Annotated in this window: 18 protein-coding genes; 7 read left to right on the plus strand and 11 right to left on the minus strand. The window is 70.9% G+C overall.

Annotated features, from left to right (window positions below; translation table 11 throughout):
• Positions 1 to 94 precede the first annotated feature (94 nt).
• The 6 genes from BJ999_RS12100 to BJ999_RS12125 all read right to left on the minus strand — a co-directional run bounded on the left by BJ999_RS12100 (position 95) and on the right by BJ999_RS12125 (position 3,771).
• Entirely contained in the window at positions 95 to 784 is a 690-nt protein-coding gene (locus BJ999_RS12100; RefSeq protein WP_179833386.1) for a hypothetical protein, read from the minus strand.
• A complete protein-coding gene (locus BJ999_RS12105; RefSeq protein ID WP_179833387.1) occupies positions 781 to 1,497 on the minus strand; it encodes an ABC transporter ATP-binding protein in 717 nt (238 codons plus the stop codon). The genes BJ999_RS12100 and BJ999_RS12105 overlap by 4 nt, the downstream gene beginning before the upstream one ends.
• Before the next feature lie 147 nt (positions 1,498 to 1,644).
• Complete coding sequence (locus BJ999_RS12110) at positions 1,645 to 2,082, minus strand: HIT family protein (RefSeq protein WP_179833388.1); 438 nt, start codon at positions 2,080 to 2,082, stop codon at positions 1,645 to 1,647.
• A 393-nt stretch (positions 2,083 to 2,475) separates the two neighbouring features.
• On the minus strand, positions 2,476 to 2,937 hold the full coding sequence (locus BJ999_RS12115; protein ID WP_218935039.1) for an NUDIX hydrolase: 462 nt from the start codon (positions 2,935 to 2,937) through the stop codon (positions 2,476 to 2,478).
• Between the two features lie 19 nt (positions 2,938 to 2,956).
• Positions 2,957 to 3,214 carry a type II toxin -antitoxin system TacA 1-like antitoxin gene (locus BJ999_RS12120; RefSeq protein ID WP_179833389.1) on the minus strand — a complete coding sequence of 86 codons (258 nt, stop codon included), beginning with the start codon at positions 3,212 to 3,214 and terminating at the stop codon, positions 2,957 to 2,959.
• Positions 3,215 to 3,309: 95 nt separating this feature from the next.
• The gene (locus tag BJ999_RS12125) at positions 3,310 to 3,771 is read right to left on the minus strand and encodes an Lrp/AsnC family transcriptional regulator (protein WP_179833390.1); all 462 of its coding nucleotides are present in this window, start codon (positions 3,769 to 3,771) and stop codon (positions 3,310 to 3,312) included.
• A gap of 164 nt (positions 3,772 to 3,935) precedes the next feature.
• Here BJ999_RS12125 and BJ999_RS12130 point away from each other — a divergent pair, with 164 nt between their 5' ends.
• The 6 genes from BJ999_RS12130 to BJ999_RS12150 are packed head-to-tail and all read left to right on the plus strand — an operon-like array spanning position 3,936 to position 10,949.
• Positions 3,936 to 5,369 carry a gamma-aminobutyraldehyde dehydrogenase gene (locus BJ999_RS12130; protein ID WP_179833391.1) on the plus strand — a complete coding sequence of 478 codons (1,434 nt, stop codon included), beginning with the start codon at positions 3,936 to 3,938 and terminating at the stop codon, positions 5,367 to 5,369.
• Between the two features lie 37 nt (positions 5,370 to 5,406).
• Positions 5,407 to 6,558, plus strand: coding sequence for an ABC transporter ATP-binding protein (locus BJ999_RS41970; RefSeq protein WP_229809852.1), 1,152 nt, complete (start codon positions 5,407 to 5,409; stop codon positions 6,556 to 6,558).
• Positions 6,555 to 7,808: a polyamine ABC transporter substrate-binding protein gene (locus tag BJ999_RS41975; protein WP_229809853.1), complete on the plus strand. Its 1,254-nt coding sequence runs from the start codon at positions 6,555 to 6,557 to the stop codon at positions 7,806 to 7,808. The genes BJ999_RS41970 and BJ999_RS41975 overlap by 4 nt, the downstream gene beginning before the upstream one ends.
• Positions 7,808 to 8,671: an ABC transporter permease gene (locus BJ999_RS12140; protein WP_179833392.1), complete on the plus strand. Its 864-nt coding sequence runs from the start codon at positions 7,808 to 7,810 to the stop codon at positions 8,669 to 8,671. Before BJ999_RS41975 ends, BJ999_RS12140 begins: the two co-directional genes overlap by 1 nt.
• Positions 8,668 to 9,507 (plus strand): ABC transporter permease, encoded by an 840-nt coding sequence (locus BJ999_RS12145; protein ID WP_179833393.1) that lies wholly within the window; start codon positions 8,668 to 8,670, stop codon positions 9,505 to 9,507. Before BJ999_RS12140 ends, BJ999_RS12145 begins: the two co-directional genes overlap by 4 nt.
• Positions 9,504 to 10,949: an NAD(P)/FAD-dependent oxidoreductase gene (locus BJ999_RS12150; protein WP_179833394.1), complete on the plus strand. Its 1,446-nt coding sequence runs from the start codon at positions 9,504 to 9,506 to the stop codon at positions 10,947 to 10,949. Before BJ999_RS12145 ends, BJ999_RS12150 begins: the two co-directional genes overlap by 4 nt.
• 18 nt (positions 10,950 to 10,967) lie before the next feature.
• Here BJ999_RS12150 and BJ999_RS12155 read toward each other — a convergent pair whose 3' ends face one another.
• Entirely contained in the window at positions 10,968 to 11,486 is a 519-nt protein-coding gene (locus BJ999_RS12155) for a PH domain-containing protein (RefSeq protein ID WP_308427148.1), read from the minus strand.
• Between the two features lie 137 nt (positions 11,487 to 11,623).
• Between BJ999_RS12155 and BJ999_RS12160 the strand changes: the two genes are divergently transcribed.
• Positions 11,624 to 12,244: a hypothetical protein gene (locus tag BJ999_RS12160; protein ID WP_179833395.1), complete on the plus strand. Its 621-nt coding sequence runs from the start codon at positions 11,624 to 11,626 to the stop codon at positions 12,242 to 12,244.
• On the opposite strand, the gene BJ999_RS12165 is transcribed toward BJ999_RS12160, so the two are convergent.
• The 4 genes from BJ999_RS12165 to BJ999_RS12180 form a co-directional block, all read right to left on the minus strand.
• The gene (locus BJ999_RS12165; protein WP_179833396.1) at positions 12,205 to 13,401 is read right to left on the minus strand and encodes a coiled-coil domain-containing protein; all 1,197 of its coding nucleotides are present in this window, start codon (positions 13,399 to 13,401) and stop codon (positions 12,205 to 12,207) included. The two genes, BJ999_RS12160 and BJ999_RS12165, sit on opposite strands and share 40 nt — an antisense overlap.
• Before the next feature lie 174 nt (positions 13,402 to 13,575).
• Positions 13,576 to 14,430, minus strand: a complete 855-nt coding sequence (locus BJ999_RS12170) for a glutamate ABC transporter substrate-binding protein (protein WP_229809854.1) — start codon at positions 14,428 to 14,430, stop codon at positions 13,576 to 13,578.
• Positions 14,418 to 15,929, minus strand: a complete 1,512-nt coding sequence (locus BJ999_RS12175) for a hypothetical protein (RefSeq protein WP_229809855.1) — start codon at positions 15,927 to 15,929, stop codon at positions 14,418 to 14,420. The genes BJ999_RS12170 and BJ999_RS12175 overlap by 13 nt, the downstream gene beginning before the upstream one ends.
• Positions 15,926 to 16,780, minus strand: a complete 855-nt coding sequence (locus BJ999_RS12180; RefSeq protein WP_179833397.1) for an FHA domain-containing protein — start codon at positions 16,778 to 16,780, stop codon at positions 15,926 to 15,928. The genes BJ999_RS12175 and BJ999_RS12180 overlap by 4 nt, the downstream gene beginning before the upstream one ends.

Consider the following 16,780-nt stretch of genomic DNA (forward strand, 5'->3'; position numbering starts at 1 on the left):
GGGGGTGCCCCAACCTGTTCGGGTCGCGGCCCTCAGAGGCAGGAGATCAGCGGTCGCATGGGGCAGGGTCGGCGAGATCGGGGGTGCGGGGTGATCAGGAGGTGCGGCGGGTGGTGAGGAAATAGGCGGTGCCTACGACTGTGGACCAGACAAGGAGATGGAGGGCGGTGGTGGGGAAGTGCGAGACGAAGACGTTCGGGCCGTCGTGAGCAGCGCGCATCCATCCGATCATCGGGATGGACAGCCAGGAGAGCCTTCCGATGCTCAGGAGAAGGAGCGCGGTCGCGCCGCCGAGGAGCGCCAGCAGCGAGACACCGGGATCGGGGATGAGGGCACGGCTCGTCCATGCCCCGAGCAGCGTGCCCGGGATGGCGACGAGGAGGTTCAACGCGCAGCCCGTCAAGATCGCCCGTCCGGACGAACCCGCCTGGAGGGCCTGGATGAGGGGGACGGCCAGTGCCGCGACGCCCAGTGAGACGTTCACCCCGTACGCGGCGAGCAGGCCCGCCCACGTGGGCGCGGACGGGCCACGGGCCGCGGTGGCGGTCAGAGAGCGCTGCTCGTCGGGCTGCGTGTCGAGGAGGGCGCGGGCCGCCCACGCCCAGACGGGGAACATGAACGCCGCCACGTCCGCGAACGTCCGCACGGCGAGTTCGCCGGCGTCAGGGCCGCTCGGTCCCTGCGCGAGGACCAGCGCCACGATCAGGGCCACCACGATCAGCGGCTGGAGGACGCGCAGCGAGCGGAGATATCCCGCCACGTGGAATCGGACGAGTGCGATCAATCTTCGCGCCTCCGCACCCGGTAGCCGTCGGCCCTCAGCTTCGTCTCCACGGTGTCGGCCTCGTCTCCGGGCACCTCGACCTCCAGGACGGTCCAATGGCCGGGGCCCGCGGAGGCCAGGGGGGTCACGGAGCCGTTGGCGACGTGCAAGCGGTCGACGCCGGGCATCGCCTCGATGCAGCGCTGGTGGTCGCTGACGACGACCGTGGAGCCGTGCGAGGCCAACTCGGAGATCAGTTCGGGGAGCGAATCGCGGGTGGCGGCGTCCAAGCCCGCGAAGGGCTCGTCCAGGATCAGCAGCTCCGGGTCCGCCATGAGCGCCTGCGCGAGCCCGATCTTCTGAGCGCTGCCTTTCGACAGTTCGGACAGCCGAACATCGAGGAGATGGTCGAAGCTCAGTCGCTCTGCCCAGACGTCGCCGGTGTCCGCGGGGACGCGCCGTATGGCCGCCATGTGGCCCAGGTAGGCCCGGACGCTGAACGGCTGGTCGACCGGGAACCGCTCCGGCGCGTACCCCACTCGGGCGGGGCGGTCTCCGACGACGCCCTCTCGTGGCCTGCGCAGGCCGGCGATCACGCGGAGCAGCGTGGACTTCCCTGCGCCGTTATGCCCGGTCACCTCGGTCACGCTTCCCTCGGGAAGCGACAACGTGACGTCCCGGAACACCCAGGGGTCTCGGCGCCGATAACGAAAGGCGACACGCTCCAGCCGCATGGCACCCAGACGGTAGAGCCCCTCGCGTAAGAACGGCGTTAGCCCGCCCCACCCCCGATGCCCGAGCCCTCACACGGGGACTACGGAGGGGATGGGAACGGAGGTTTCGGGAGGACGGTGAGGCGGGTGCGGTAGCCGGGGGCTCGGTTAGGTGGGGTTGGTGACTGCTTTGGAGAGGCGGCTTGCGTAGGTGGCGGCTTCGGAGTCGGAGGCGTATTTCTGGCGAGGCCAGAAGAAGCCGCGGAGGCCGTCCTTGGGGTTGCGCGGAACCACATGTACATGCAGGTGGGGGACGCTCTGGCTGATCCGGTTGTTCATGGCGACGAACGAGCCGGCCGCTTCGAGTACGGATTCCATCGCCCCGGCGAGGCGTTGGGCTTGCGCGAAGAACGGGCCGAGGAGGTCTTCGGGCAGATCCGTGAGCGTCTCGTAGTGCGTCCGGGGGACCAGCAGCGTGTGCCCCTTGAACAGCGGCCGGGCGTCGAGGAACGCCACCGCGTCCGGCGCGTCCAGCACGACGTGCGCGGGCCGCTCCCCCTTGATGATTTCGCAGAACAGACACGCCTTGCTCACAGCCTCACCCATCCCCCTATTCTCCAGCCCCACCCGCAAGCGACCGCAAGCGGCCGAACGCCACCGACGGCCCCGGGAAGACGGCGCTGATCACCTTCTCACCCGAGGGCGGGCGGTCCTGGCCCGCGGCCGATCGCCCTGGGAACGAGCCGCGCTCACGTATTTGGAGGTGCTGAGCCTGAATGTTTCCGACGCCAGCCGCAGGCCGGAGGCGGCGAAGGCCGCTCTGAAGATCCCCTGAGACCGGCCGAGCGCTGTCCGCGACCAGAGCTTGTGTGATCGAGTCACGCCGCGGTGGCGGCGGTGATCGTGGTCTGTGAGTTGGAGCGACGAGGTCGCCGGGAGTGGTTTCATGACCGGCTTTGTAGGCCGCCTGGACGAGGCCTGCGAGGAGACGGAGGCGCCTTAAGCGGACCTGCCCGCTGCCAGGAGGGCCAGGGTCGTGTCCAGGGGCTGGGCGTCTTGAGGGCGGGGGGTGGACGGGCTCCACCAGCGGATCGCGGCTATCTCGGGGGTGGGCGTGAAGGTGGTGTGGCGGGTTGGGGCTTGGGCTGTGTAGAGGGCCGCGTATTCGTCACGGGGTGGTGATGCCAGGTGGAAGCGGGCGTAGCCGGCGAGTGTGAGAGCGGGGAGGTGCAGGCCGGTCTCCTCGTGGAGTTCGCGGACGGCCGCCTCCAGGGGTGACTCGGCCGCTTCGATCCGGCCGCCGGGGAGCTCCCATTGGCGGCGGTGGCGGTCATAGACCAGCAGGAGATGGTGGTCGTGCCAGACCGCCGCCAAGGCCGCGGGCATGGGAGCGTCACCGGGGACGGCGCGGTCGGCCGGGAGGAGGGCCGTCAGCGCATTGCCCCGGTGGTCCTTGGCCAAGGGATTCCACATGGACGGGTCAGGACAGGGCCAGCAGCAGGGCCGTGTAGGGAGGGATCGGGTCGGGGGCGGGCTCCGCCGACTCCTGGGAGGCGGCGTGTTCGTAGAGGTCGCGTTCGGCGCGGTCCAGGGCGGCTGACAGGACGAAGTCGGTGACCGACCAGCCGATCAGCTCGGCCGCCGCGCGGATCACGAGGAATTGCTCCACCGTGGTCCGAAAGGTGATGTGATCGTCGGCGGGATCGGCCGGAAGGTCCTGGCGAACCGACTCGGGCATGGCCGGTCTCCTTCCTCGCGGCCTTTCAAAGTACGCCGCGAGGAGTTGCCAGGACATCCCCTCTGAGAACGAGAATCGACGGGTGTCCGGTGGAGTCAGCGGGTTCCCCAGGAGTAGGTCTGTTTGCGAAGTTTGAGGTACACGAAGCTCTCGGTGGAGACGACGCCCGTTACGGCGCGGATACGGCCGAGAAGTTCCAGAAGACGTTCGTCGTCCTCGCAGACGAGCTCCAGGAGGATGTCGAACGAGCCCGCGGTGATGACGACGTAATCGATCTCGTCCAGGGCGGCGAGCTCGTCGGCGATCCTCTCCAGGTCGCCTTCGCACCTGACACCGATCATCATTTGGCGGTGGAAGCCGAGCATGAGCGGGTCGGTGACGCCGACGATCTGCATGACGCCCGTGTCGAGGAGCTTCTGCACGCGCTGGCGCACGGCGGCCTCGGACAGGCCCACGGCCTTGCCGATGGCGGCGTAGGAGCGGCGGCCGTCCTGCTGGAGCTGCTCGATGATCTGCTTGGCGGTCTCGTCGAGCTGGACGCGGGGTGCCCGTTCCATCCGGTTCTCCTAGCTGCGGCATCGAGGGTGTGAGGCCTCTGGGCCAAGTGAATCAGTCGTGAAATTCGATCGTAACAACGGAATCACTTGTGTTGGGCGGACACCTCTGTAAGGGTCGGGCCAACAGGACACAACGGGCGACGGCGCCCAGGAGGGACCTGAGGATGAGCGGCGAGCGGCTGCGCAACTTTATCGGCGGAGAGTACGTCGACGCCAAGGACGGGCGGACGCTGGAGGTGGTCGACCCCAGCACCGGCGAGACGTACGCGGAGGCGCCGGTGTCCGGCGCCGAAGACGTCGACGCCGCGTTCCGCGCGGCGTCCGACGCGTTCCCCGCCTGGCGCGACGCCACGCCGGGCGAGCGGAGCCTGGCGATGCTGCGCTTCGCGGACGCGGTCGAGAAGCGGGCGGAGGACCTCGTCAGGGCGGAGAGCCGGGACACCGGCAAGCCGGTCCAGATGACCCTGGACGAGGAGGTGCCGCCGATGGTGGACAACCTCCGGTTCTTCGCCGGGGCGTCCCGGGTGCTGGAGGGCAAGGCGTCCGCCGAGTACATGGCCGACCACACCTCCTCGATCCGGCGGGAGCCGATCGGGGTGTGCGCGCAGGTGACGCCCTGGAACTACCCGATGATGATGGCGATCTGGAAGATCGGGCCGGCGCTGGCGACGGGCAACACCGTGGTGCTCAAGCCGTCCGAGACGACGCCGGCGAGCACGCTGATGCTGGCGGAGATCGCGGCCGAGTTCCTGCCCCCGGGCGTCTTCAACGTGGTCTGCGGCGACCGCGGCACCGGGCGTTCGCTGGTGGAGCACCCGAAGCCGCAGATGGTGTCGATCACCGGGAGCGTGCGGGCCGGCATGGAGGTCGCCGCGTCGGCGGCCAAGGACCTCAAGCGGGTGCACCTGGAGCTCGGCGGCAAGGCGCCGGTGGTCGTGTTCGACGACGCCGACGTCGAGGCGGCGGCGACGGGCATCGCCGAGGCCGGGTACTTCAACGCGGGCCAGGACTGCACGGCGGCCACCCGCGTGCTGGTCGCCGACCGGCTGCACGGGGAGTTCACCGAGGCGCTCACCGAGGCCGCCAAGGGGACGGTCGTCGGGCCTCCCAGTGACGCCGACGCCTTCTACGGGCCGGTGAACAACGCGAACCAGCTGGAGCGCGTCCAGGGCTTCATCGAGCGGGCGCCCAGCCACGCGAAGGTCCTCACCGGCGGCGAGCGCGTGGGGGAGCGCGGCTACTTCTTCGCGCCGACCGTCGTGGGCGGCCTCAGGCAGGACGACGAGATGGTGCAGAACGAGGTCTTCGGACCGGTCATCACCGTCCAGAGCTTCTCGGACGAGGCTCAGGCCGTGGAGTGGGCCAACGGCGTCAAGTACGGCCTCGCCGCCAGCGTCTGGACGCAGAACCACGGCCGCGCCATGCGCATGAGCAAGGCGCTGGACTTCGGTGCCGTGTGGGTCAACACCCACATCCCGCTGGTGTCGGAGATGCCGCACGGCGGCTTCAAGCACTCCGGCTACGGCAAGGACATGTCGATGTACGGAATCGAGGACTACACCCGCGTCAAGCACGTCATGCACTACATCGGCGGCTGAGCGCCGCCGACCGGAGCCCGTGAAGGAAGTCCCGCCCATGACCGAGACCCACCCCGCCGCGGTGCGCGACGATCCGGCCCGCGCGGTCCCCGCGATCGAGCTCGCGGGAGTCGAGAAGGACTACCACGCCTACGGCGAGACCGTGGCGGCGGTCCGCGGCGTCGACCTGTCGATCGCGGAAGGGGAGTTCTTCTCCCTGCTCGGCCCGTCCGGATGCGGCAAGACGACGACCATGCGCATGATCGCCGGCTTCGAGGAGCCGACGGCGGGGCGGGTCCGGCTGCGCGGGCAGGACGTCACGGACGTGCCACCCAACAGGCGCGACGTGAACATGGTGTTCCAGTCGTACGCGCTCTTCCCCCACATGAGCGTCTTCGAGAACGTCGCGTTCGGCCTGCGCCGGCGCGGCGTTCCGAAGGCGCACCTCACGCGGCGGGTGGGGGAGATGCTGGAGATCGTCGATCTGGCGGGACGGGAGAGGCGCCGTCCCGCCGAGCTGTCCGGCGGCCAGCAGCAGCGGGTCGCGCTGGCCCGGGCGCTGGTCAACGAGCCGCGGGCGCTGCTGCTGGACGAGCCGCTCGGCGCCCTCGACCTGAAGCTGCGCCAGGCGATGCAGGTCGAGTTGAAGCGGATCCAGCGGGGGGTCGGCGTCACGTTCGTGTACGTGACGCACGACCAGGGCGAGGCGCTGACGATGTCGGACCGCATCGCCGTCATGAACGACGGGGTGATCGAGCAGCTCGGCACGCCGCGGGAGATCTACGAGCATCCCGCGACGCGGTTCGTGGCCGGGTTCATCGGGACGTCCAACCTGCTGGACGGGGAGGTCACCGGGACGGGGCCGGGCGGCGCGGTGCTCTCCCACGGCCCGGACGGGCGGATCGAGGTCCCGTTGCGCGACGGCCGGGAGGCCGTCGAGGGGGAGCGGGTGGAGCTGACCGTCCGCCCAGAGAAGATCGGCATCGGGCCGGACAAGCCGGGGGACGGGCAGTGCGCCCTCCGGGGAACCGTGACCGAGGTCGTGTACCTCGGGACGTCGACGAACTACAACATCACCACCTCCGCCGGCGCCGACGTCGTCGTGTTCCTGCAGAACGCGACGTCCGCCGACGACATCGCCGTGCGCGGCGACAGCGTCTGGCTGTCGTGGGATCCGCGCCACTCGTACGCGATAGGAGCCCCGCAGTGAGCCAGTTCGACCCCGCTTTCCTCCGCGGACTCACAAGGCCGCGTCTGGCACGTTCCGACGCGGGCGGTCCGGCCCGCCGCGACGTCCTGAGGCTGATGGGCGCGGCGGGCGCCGGGCTCGCCCTGTCGGCGTGCGGGGTGAAGGGGCAGGGCGGCAAGGAGAAGGTCAGCCAGAGCGACGTCGAGAAGTACTGGGCGGGCAAGACCGGGAGCGGTCGGCTCAACTGGGCGAACTGGCCGGGCTACATGCAGGACGACCGGGAGACCATCAAGGCGTTCGAGAAGGAGACGGGCGTCAAGGTCACCTACAAGGAGGTCATCCAGGAGATGGCCCCGTGGTTCGGCAAGATCCAGGCGCCGCTGGCCGCCGGGCAGTCCATCGGCTTCGACCTGATGGTGATGACGAACGGGATCCAGCTGGAGCAGTGCCGCCAGCTCGGCTACCTGGCGCCGCTCGACCTGTCGAAGCTGCCGAACTTCCAGGCGAACGCGGGCCCGTCGTTCAAGAACCCGTCCTACGACCCGGGCAACGCCTTCACGGTCCCCTACGAGTCCGGGGTCACCGGAATCGCGTACAACACCGAGTACGTGAAGGAGGAGATCACCAGCATCGCCCAGCTGTTCGACCCGAAGTACAAGGGCAAGGTCGGCATGATGGGCGACTCGCAGGAGCTCGGGAACTTCGGGATGTTCCTGCTCGGCATCGACCCGGAGAAGTCGACGAAGGCGGACTGGGAGAAGGCCGCCGCCAAGCTGCGCGAGCAGCGCGACAAGGGCATCGTCCGCAAGTACTACAGCCAGGACTACGTCGACGCCGTCAGCAAGGGCGACGTGTGGATGACCATGGCGTGGTCCGGGGACGTATACAGCCTGACCAGCCCGGACGTGAAGTTCGTGGTGCCCAGGGAAGGCGGCACGATCTGGACCGACAACCTGTGCGTCCCGAAGACCGCCGAGAACCCGGTGGACGCGCTGACCCTCATGAACTGGCTCTACCTCCCGGAGAACAACGCGCCGCTGACCGAGTTCATCAACTACATGCCGCCGATCCCGGCCACCCAGAAGCTCATCGCGCAGAAGGCGGAGCAGGCCGGCGGCGCGGACAAGAAGGACCTCACCCGGCTCAGCACCAGCCCGCTGGTCTTCCCGTCGCAGGCCGACCTGGCCCGGCTGCGGCACTACCGGCGGCTCACGCAGGCCGAGGAGACCGAGTACCAGAAGATCTTCGAGCCGATCTCCAAGGGATCGTGATGGCGGGGGTGCGGGGACGGCTCGCGCCGTACCTCATGATCCTGCCGGGCGGGCTGTGGCTGGCGGTGTTCTTCCTCGTCCCGATGGTGCTCATGGTGTCCCTGTCGCTGCAGACCGGGAACCTCATCGACGGCTTCCAGCAGACGCTGCACTGGCAGAACTACACCGACGGCTTCGGCACCTACGGCGACAAGTTCGTCCGGTCGCTCTGGTACGGGCTGGTCGCGACGATCGCGTGCATCGTGCTCGCCTACCCGGCCGCGTACTGGATCGCGTTCCGCGGCGGGCGCGCCAAGTCGACGTACCTGTTCCTGCTCCTGCTCCCGTACTTCGTCTCGTTCATCCTGCGGACGGTGTCATGGAAGCTCGTCCTCACCGACAACGGGCCGATCCTCGGGCCGCTGCGCGACCACGGCGTCCTGCCGGAGGGCTTCCACGTCCTCGACACCGGGGTCGCGGTGGTGTCGGGGCTCGCCTACAACTTCCTGCCGTTCATGGTCCTGCCGATCTACGTGGCGCTCGAGCGCATCGACCCGCGCGTGGTGGAGGCGGCCTACGACCTGTACGCGAGCCGCGCGCAGGCGTTCCTGCGGGTCATCCTGCCGCTGTCGCTGCCCGGCGTGTTCGCCGGCGTGATCATGACGTTCGTGCCGGTGTCGTCGGACTACGTCAACGCCGAGGTGCTGGGCGGCCCGCAGAACACCATGATCGGCAACGTCATCCAGACCGAGTACTTCAACAACAGCGCCTACCCGACGGCGTCCGCGCTGTCGTTCACGCTGATGGCGGTCCTGCTCGTCGGCATCTTCGCCTATGCCCGCACACTCGGCACGCAGGACGTCCTGGAGGCGGCGGGACGATGACGACGCACACCAAGGCCCCGGTGACGCTCACCAAGACCCCGCAGCGGCGGCGGCCCCGCAGGCGCCGGATCTCCGGCCTGCACCTCTACACCCTCGTGCTGATCGCGTGGCTGATCCTGCCGATCGCGATCATGATCCTGTTCGGGTTCAACGACACCCGAAGCAAGCAGAACTTCCAGTGGCAGGGCTTCACGCTCAGGTGGTACGCGCACCTGTTCGACAAGAGCGACCTCACCGCGGCCGTCGTCAACTCGCTGACGATCGCGCTGCTCAGCACGCTGATCACCACGGTCATCGGGACGTTCGCGGGCCTCGCGCTCGGCCGGTACCGGTTCCGCGGGAAGGGCTCGACGAACCTCGTGCTGTTCATGGCGATCTCCTGTCCGGAGATCGTGATGGGCGCGTCGCTGCTGTCGATGTTCGTCACGTTCAACCTGCCGCGCGGCTACCTGACGATCCTCCTCGCGCACGTGATGTTCTCGATCGCGTTCGTGGCCGTGACGGTCCGGGCCCGCGTCGTCGGGCTCGATCCCGCGGTGGAGGAGGCGGCGCAGGACCTCGGCGCGGGCCCCTGGACGCGGTTCCGCCTGGTCACCCTGCCGATGATCATGCCGGGGGTGCTGGCGGGGGCGCTGCTGGCGTTCGTGCTGTCCATCGACGACTTCGTCATCACCAACTTCACCAGCGGCGCCACCGTCACGTTCCCGCTGTGGATCTACGGCTCCACCAGGACGGGGACGCCGCCGCAGGTCAACGTGATGGGGACGCTCATCTTCGCGGTCGGCGTGCTGATCGCGGTGGTGTCGGCGCGGCGCAGCATCCGCGCGCGAACGTGAACGTCGCCGCGTCGCTCGCCGGCGCCGCCCCGGAGCCGTTCTGGCTCCAGGACCCGGCCCGCCCCGGCGCGGGCCCGGCGCTGTCCGGCGCGCTGAGGTGCGACCTCGCCGTCGTCGGCGGGGGGTACAGCGGCCTGTGGACGGCGCTGCTCGCCAAGGAGCGCGACCCGTCCCTGGACGTGGTCGTGGTGGAGGCCGGCCGGATCGGCGCCGCCGCGTCCGGACGCAACGGCGGGTTCTGCGCCGCCAGCCTCACCCACGGTCTGGAGAACGGCCTCGGGCGCTGGCCGGACGACGTCCACGCGCTCGAACGCCTCGGCTGGGACAACCTGCGCGCGATCGCCGAGACCCTGACCCGCCACGGCATCGACGCCGAATGGGAGCCGACGGGGGAGATGAGCGTCGCCACCGAGGAATGGCAGGTGCCCGCGCTCCAGGAGGCGGCGGAGAAGGCCTACGAGCACGGCTGGGAACCGATCATGCTCGGCCCGGAGGCGGTCCGCGCGGAGGTCGACTCGCCCACCTACCTCGCGGGCCTGTGGGACCGCGACGCCGTCGCCATGGTGCACCCGGCGAAGCTCGCCTGGGGCCTGGCGGCGGCGTGCCGCGCCCTCGGCGTCCGCGTCTTCGAGAACACCCGCGTCACCGCGCTGCGCCCCGATGCCCGCCGGCTCCGGCTGACGGCCGCCGCGCCCCCGCGGCGAGGCGACCGGGCACCCCGCCCGCTCGGGACGGTCACCGCCCGGAACGTCGCCCTGGGGACCGGTGCCTTCCCACCGATCCTGCGGCGCCTGCGCAACTACGTCGTCCCTGTGTACGACTACGCCCTCGTCACCGAGCCGCTCACCCCCGCGCAACGCGAGGCCATCGGATGGCGGCACCGGCAAGGGCTCGGCGACAGCGCAAACCAGTTCCACTACTACCGGCTGACCGCCGACGACCGGATCCTGTGGGGCGGCTACGACGCCGTCTACCACTTCGGCAACGGAATGCGTCCCGGCCTGGAACGGCGTCCCTCCACGTACGCGACCCTGGCCCGGCACTTCTTCACGACGTTCCCGCAACTGGAGGGCGTGCGCTTCACCCATGCCTGGGGCGGCGTCATCGACACGTGCAGCCGCTTCTGCGCCTTCTACGGGACGGCCTACGACGGCAGGCTCGCGTACGCGGCGGGTTACACCGGCCTCGGGGTCGGCGCCACCCGCTTCGGAGCGGACGTCATGCTCGACCTCCTGCGCGTCGGACTCGCGCCCGGCGAGGAGACCGAACGGACACGGCTGGCGATGGTGCGCTCCAGGCCCGTCCCGTTCCCGCCCGAGCCGCTGCGCTACGGCGTCATCGAGCTGACCCGGCGCGAGATCGCCCGCGCGGACCGCAACGCGGGACGCCGCGGCCTCTGGCTTCGCACCCTCGACCGCATGGGCCTCGGCTTCGACTCCTGACCCTGAGGGGAGGGGGGATCAGTCCGGCGACTCTTCGACCGTGCCGAAGATGACCGACGAGACCTCCAGGTAGAGCTGCTCCGGGTACGGCATGAAACCGACGTTGCGGAGCGCCTGCTTCTGGCCCGCGGACTCCATCACGAACTCGCCGTAGCCGAAGATCCGCCCGAGCACCGAGCGGTTCAGCGCGATGTCGGTGACCTTGGCGAGCGGCATCATCGCGACGTTGCGGTTGAGGACCCCGTTGACGACCATCACCCGGTGCTCGGTGACCAGGAAGAAGTCCACCGACCAGGCGATCACCTTCCAGGCCAGGTAGCAGACGGTGATCAGCCAGAGCCACCAGATCCAGATCTGCCCGCTGACCGCGCTCGCCGCACCGCACGCGATGAGCCCGGCGACGACGACCGCCACCGGCAGCAGCAGGACGGCGGGATGCCGCCGCACCGCGATGACACGGCCCTCGTAGGACATCAGATACTTGTCGACGGTCCGCGACGAGGTGTCGCGGTGCACCATCATGTCCTGCAGATTCACGGCGGCGTCCTCGTCATGATCCGGGTGGGTCAACCGTAGCCGACGCGGCACCGGCGGTGCAGGGGCCCGCACGGTAAGGGCCCCGGCTCCGCGCGGGGCCTTGTCGGACGCGGATCCGTTCGCCGATCATGGTCTTCATGGACGGCGACGCCGAGAATCCGCAGGAGCCCGGCAAGCCGCGCGGCGAGTTCGCGCCCGATGTGACCGGACGCCCCATCTGGCGGCTGCTGCTGAGGGGCCTCGGCGTGTACCTGCCCGGCTGGGAGATGCCCGCGGGCGCGCTGGGCGTCCGGGACGGGGCGCCTCCGGCGGGGTTCGGCCCGCCCGCCTATCTGAACGGCGACGCCGGCTTCGGCGTCCAGGTCCCCGACCGCCGCCGGGGCCTGGAGCCGGACCGCGAGATCTACGTCCGCGGGCGGGAGAACCCGAGCTTCGGGATCGTCGTCGCGGGCCCGTCGGCGGCGATCGGCAGCCGCGTCGTGGACGCCGCGGTGCTGATGCGGTTCGCGCGGCGGCTGACGTTCGAGGAGCTCGTCGACACCGGCGACGCCGACTCCGTCCCGTACGCGGTGCGCGGTGCGCGGGCGGTGGAGAACGCGGTGTTCCTCGACCGCGCCGCCGGGATCGGCCTCTGCGTCGAGGCCGACCCGCGGACCGGCGCCCTGCGCTGCCCCCTGTACGTGCGCATCGGCGGCCCCGCGGAACGTTCCGTGCGGGCCTACGGGGCGGTGGCCCAGCCGGTGAGGTCCCACAGCTGATGGGAGGGCAGCCGCCGCAGCCGGACGCTCGCGTCGGCCGGGTCCCAGAACACCTCGTCGCTCTCCAGCTCCAGCGACTGCGCGGCCGTCAGCACCGCGCACAGCAGCTCGTCGCGCGTCCGGACGGCCATGAGCGGGCCGATCTGCACGACGGCGCCAGAGCACTCCGCCAGCGTCCTCAGGAGCGACTTGAGGGCCGCCTCGTCCTCGGGCCCGCGCACGGCCTCCACTCCCGCGGGGACGCCCGGTTCCACCCGCGCGAGGCCCCGCCTGGCCTCGCCGCCGGAGGCGCCGTTGCCGGGCCGGGCACCGGCGCCCGCGGAGATGAGCAGGGCGCTGAACACGCCCGCCAGGTCCTCGCTGGCGTGCCCGCCGAGGAAGTAGCGGCGGCGCTCCGGTGAGCCGGGCGTGCCGTTCGGGCCCTCGGCCGTGCGGAACCGCACCGCCAGCCGGCTGGCGCGCACGCACCGCTCGTACATGTCGCTGAGGATGTCCTCGAGCTGCTCGTCGCGCGTCCACAGCCGCCCCGTCGCGGTGACGGCGTCGCCGTGGGCGCGGGGACGCCCGGTGAGCGCCGCCGTGACGGTGTCGTCGAGCTCGCCCTCGGTGAACTGCAGCAGCTCGGCGACGACGTCCTCGACGTCCTCCAGGGTGCGGGTGAGGGCGCGCTGCAGCTCCAGGATCTCCTCGCCGCCGCGCTCCAGGTCCGCGAGCCGGCCGAGCGCCTCGTCGACCTTGCCGTCGGCGGCCCCGCCGCCCGCACCGGTGGCGGCCCGCACCGACGTCTCGACCTCGCCGAGCTTGCGGCGCAGCGCGGCGAGGGTGATGCGCTGCTGCTCCAGCTCGTGCAGCCTGCCCGCCTGGGTCCGCAGGTAGTCGTCCGCCTGGTGGACGAGGCCCGCGAGCTCCTCCACCTGCCCGGTGTTCTGCCGGAGCCGGGTGTCGAGCGCGGGCAGCACGTCCTGCTTGACCCGCGACAGCTCCGCGGTGAGCTGCTCGCCGACGGTGACCAGGACGTTGTTCTGCTTGGTGACCTGGTCGTTCAGCTCGTCGATCCGGCGGGTGAAGGCATGGGCCTGGTCCCGGCTCTGCTTGCCCGCGTACAGTTCGAGCGCCCCCACCACGACGCACATCACCACCAGGATGACCGTCGTCATTGCACTCCTCGGGCGTGACGGTGATTACCGGAACGGGTTTTGATCGCGACCATAACTTACGATCACGTGCGCCGACCGGAACTTACGTAACCGACTGATCTCAGTGACCGGCCGGTCTCACCTGTCCTTCCCGTACCATTCCGTAACGCCTTCCGTGCTCTTCGTGACGGATTCTCAGACGCAGCCCTCGAATTGCGGGACGGTGGTGGTCACCCTCAGCCCGGCGGGGCGGAACCACGTGTCCAGCAGCCGCGCCGCGGTGCCGTCCTGGTACATCCGCGTGATCGCCTTGTTGACCGCCTCGCAGCCGTCGACGTCGCCCTTGCGGATGCCGACGCCGTAGGGCTCGTCGGTGAAGGGGGCGTTGACCAGCGTGAGACCGCCGCCGCCCCCGGACGCCTTCGCCGCGAGGCCCGCGAGGATCAGGTCGTCGGTCGAGACCGCGTCGAGCCGCCCCTCGGTGAGCTCGGTGAGGCAGCCGGCGTACCCGCTCGCCTCGACCGGCAACGCGGCGACGCCCTGCTCGTCGTGGACGCGCGGGAACGACACCGAACCCTGCACGCGGCAGAGCCGCCGCCCTTTCAGGCCGTCGATGTCGCGGATGGCGCGGGCTTCGGACCTGCGGACGAGAATGTCCTGGTGGGCCACATAGTAGGGACCCGCGAACGACACCTTCACCTTGCGTTCCGGCGTGATGGAATAGCTGGCCACCACGAGGTCGACGTCCCCGTCCTGGAGCATTTTCTCGCGGGTCGCCGACGTCACGCGCTTGAACGTCACGCCGCCGGGACTCACGCCCATCCGCCGGGCGACCTCTTTCGCGATGTCGACGTCGAATCCCGTGAAAGTGCCGTCCGCGCGCCGTTCGCCGAGTCCCGGCTGGTCGCCGTTCACGCCGATGACGAGAGCGTCCTTTCCGGCGACGGTGTCCTCACCGGCGTCGGCGATCCCGCACGCCGTTCCCGCGCCGAGGACGGCCGCCGCCGCGAGGACCGCCGCCGCGATGCGCCGCGCCGTCACTTCGACCACCGGTACTCGGCCAGACGGGGGCGGACGCCGACCAGGACGAGCGCGGCGATGACGACGCCCGCCGCGGGCAGGACGGCGTACCAGCCGCTCGTGCCGCCGTCCCCGTCCTTCACGGCCTCGTCGAACGCCTTCTGGTGGATGGCGACCAGCGCCTGCAGGGAGCGGTCGTACCGGGTGAAGTCGGCGGCGGCGGCGCCGCGGGCGGCGACCGCCTCGTCGCGCCGATCCCGGTCGACCAGGTCGCGCATCCGGCGGTCGTTGGCCTGGACCTTCTGGTAGTCGGCGAGCACCCTGTTCATGACGTCCGTCAGCTGCGCCTTCTGCCGGGCCGACTGGACCGGCCGGTCGGCCTCGGTGCCGAGAAAGCCGAGGAATCTCACGCGGCCGGGCTCGAAGGTCAGATCCTTCTGGACTGCCGCGTTGTACTGGGTCAGGTTGCCGGCCTTCAGGTACAGGACGGTCTGGGACTTGCTCAGGTAGACCTGCTCGTAGGCGTCTGCCCGCCCGGGGTCGAGCAGGAACCGCGTCTCGTCGGCGTTCGCGCTGTTGCTGATGGCGCGCGTCCGCGAGAGCCCCAGGATCGAGTCGAAGCCCTCCTCCTTGGCCTGGCGCAGATGGTTCGCCTGGCCGGTGAGCATGAGGGACCCGGCCGCGACCAGGGCGAGCGTGCCGAGCGTCGCCAGCGCGAGCGGAACGTTCAGCAGCCGCCGGAACCGCCGGGCCAGGAAGAGCTGGAACCCGAGGAGGACGGCCAGGAGCGCCACGCCCGCGACGAGGAGGCCCGTGCGGCCGAGGAGGACCGCCGAGCGCTTGTCCTCGTAGGTGTGCCGGACGAGGGTGCCGTTGTCGAGCGTCAGGTTGTAGGCCTTCGGCAGCAGGTCCAGCTTCATCAGGTCGGTCGCCTGCCGGTAGAGGTCGACGACCTTCTGGGCCGGCGGCCCGGACGCGTGCGGGGACTGCCGGTCCAGCAGCAGGGCCTGCCCGGCGAGGCGCTCGTAGCGGGCCAGCGCGTCCAGCAGGTCCCGGGCCGTGTTGTTCTCGGTGGTCTCGTCGGCGAGCTTCGCGGCCTTCAGCAGCGCGTCGCCGGCCTTGCGCCGGTTCTGGTCGTAGCGGGCGAGCGCCTGCTCGCGTCCGCCGCCCGCCGCGTCGCCGATCAGCAGTGCGTCGGCGAGCTGCGCGTCCATGTCGGAGAGCTGGAAGTACAGGTCGCCGGTGGCGACGACCTGCGGGCCCGCGTCGTGCCCGATGACCCGCACCCCCTCGCGGGCGTTCCCGATCGCCGCCCAGGCGACGCCGAGCAGCGCCACCAGCAGCACGAGCGACAGCACGGTCAGCGTCCTTACACGGGCCGCGACGGTGCGGGGGAGCAGCCGCGCGGGACCGGACGGCGTCCTGTCGCTCGGCAGGAGCAGCGCCTCGCTCCCGCCGCGGGTGGGCGGCTGAGCCTGCGCGGCGGGGGCCGGGCGGCCCGCCGGCGGGGACTGCTGGACGGCGGTCATGTCGCCTCGCCTCGGGTGAGCGTGATGGTGGTCCAGGCCCCCACGTGGATCCGGTCGCCGTCGGAGACCGGGATCTCCACGTTGTACGGGATGGGATCGGTGGAGCCGTTCACGCAGGTGCGGTTGGTCGAGCCGGGGTCGACCAGCGTCCAGGTGCCGTCGGGCTTCGCCAGCAGCACCGCGTGGACGTGGGAGACACCGGGGTCCTCGGGCGGCTCGCGCAGGTCGATCTCGGGCGGGGACGGCTGCGAGGAGCTGCGCCGCCCGATGCGGACCTGCTGCCCGGCGAGCGGGACCCGCCGCTCGGGCGCGTACGGGGGGAACGCCAGGGACGCCGAGTCGGGCCCCTCCTCGGCGATGACCGTGCTGTAGTACTCGCGGTCGGCGCGCACGACCGCCGTCCACACCGTCCCGGGCACCGGCGGCGCCGGAACGGGCGGGGCCGGGACCGGCGGGGCCGGGACGGGAGGCGCGGGCACGGGCGGAGCCGGAACCGGCGGAGCCGGAACGGGGGGAGCGGGCACGGGCGGCGCGGGCGGGCGCCGCGGATCGGACGGTCCGCGCGGCGTCGCGCCCGGCTCGGACGGGACGGACACCGCGGGCTCCGGCGCGACCGCGGGCTCGGGCGTCGGCGTGGGCTTGCCGCCCCCGATGGCGAAGTCGTAGCCGCACGCCTCGCAGAAGCGGTCGGTGCCGGGCGTACCGCAGTCGGGGCACGCGGACCCGCCCGGCGACGGCCGCGGACCGGACGGCCCGGGGGCCGCGCCGGAAGGGGCGCCCTCGATGCGCTCGCCGCAGACGTCGCAGTAGTCCTGCGCGTGCGAGGTGTGTCCGCTGGGGCAACTCGCCAT

Origin of the sequence: Actinomadura citrea, assembly GCF_013409045.1 — a bacterium.
GTDB classification, from domain to species: domain Bacteria; phylum Actinomycetota; class Actinomycetes; order Streptosporangiales; family Streptosporangiaceae; genus Spirillospora; species Spirillospora citrea.